This window comes from Croceicoccus bisphenolivorans, from assembly GCF_001634625.1.
GTDB classification, from domain to species: domain Bacteria; phylum Pseudomonadota; class Alphaproteobacteria; order Sphingomonadales; family Sphingomonadaceae; genus Croceicoccus; species Croceicoccus bisphenolivorans.
Genome location: NZ_LRSE01000056.1, coordinates 1 through 1,068 on the forward strand (window position 1 = coordinate 1; position 1,068 = coordinate 1,068).

1 protein-coding gene is annotated in these 1,068 nt (G+C 56.8%); it reads right to left on the minus strand.

Annotated elements, in window-relative coordinates:
• Positions 1 to 25: 25 nt before the first annotated feature.
• Positions 26 to 1,068 (minus strand): DUF6538 domain-containing protein (locus A7A77_RS17275; RefSeq protein WP_281180053.1); only part of this gene is annotated, 1,043 nt, incomplete at its 5' end.

The window sequence follows — 1,068 nt, forward strand, 5'->3', positions numbered from 1 at the left end:
GGGCGACGTGGGCTGAAAACAGCGCTTACTTCTCTTCACTAGCATCACGCTGCTGATCAACATACCGCGCAAGACCGCAATCAAGCAGATTACGATGCAGTGGGATGACTCGCTCACTTGCCCCGGTCTTGAGAGTCTTATCTGTGCTTCCGACCTTCGACTTCTCGCTGATCACAATGCACTGAACGCCATCGATTGATCGAACATCCGAGACATCCAACTGGCAAATCTCGTTGAGTCTCATACCCGTATGCAAGCCGATCAAAGGCACCCAGAAGCGAGCGTTACGAGGGCGATTAGCCCCCGGTGTCGCATATCCTCGCCCACCATCAAGGCATCCCCGGTAAAGAGGGGCGTTGAAAATCTTCCGCAACTGATCGGCTGAGAATGGGAGGCGCTTGTCCTTCTTCGCGACCTCATCGTGCAGTCGCAGCCCACGAAGGGGGTTTCGTCCAATAAGCTCCTCATTGACCGCCCAATTCAAGAAGCTCGACAGGTTTCCGAGATACACATTCACATTGGCTGCGCTGATTGCGTCGCGTCCTCCGTTCGCCTTCGACTGCTCAGAGGCTTGCCGTGGCGTCAGCTTCGGAAATCGCTTTGCCGAGTTCCGAGGAAGGAAGCGCAACACCTCGATGTAATCGCGGCACTGAGCCCGAGAGAGCGACATCAGCGGAGTATCTGCTCCAATCACGGCCACCGCCATCTTGCGGCTCGTTTCGAACGCCTCACGGGTCCGCGCCGACCACGAATGCGCCGGGTCGTTGAGATACTGTTCGTATGCCTGCCCAAGCGCCACTTCCGCGATCGAGGGACGACCTTCAATCGAAGGATCAGAGGTGGAAGCTGGCTCCTTCACTCGGATAGCAGCAAGTGCGGGCCATGAGCTAGGATCGTCCGTGAACGGTCGAAGGAGCGTTTCATCGATCGATAGACCCGCAACCGATCGCGCACTCTCAATGTAAGCTTCGATTTGAGCCGCGACACCGGAAACGCGACGGACAGCAGTTTTCAAGCTGTCAGTCCTCAACGATCGCCAAATCTCAGTGCGCCCGATCAGCCCCTGAG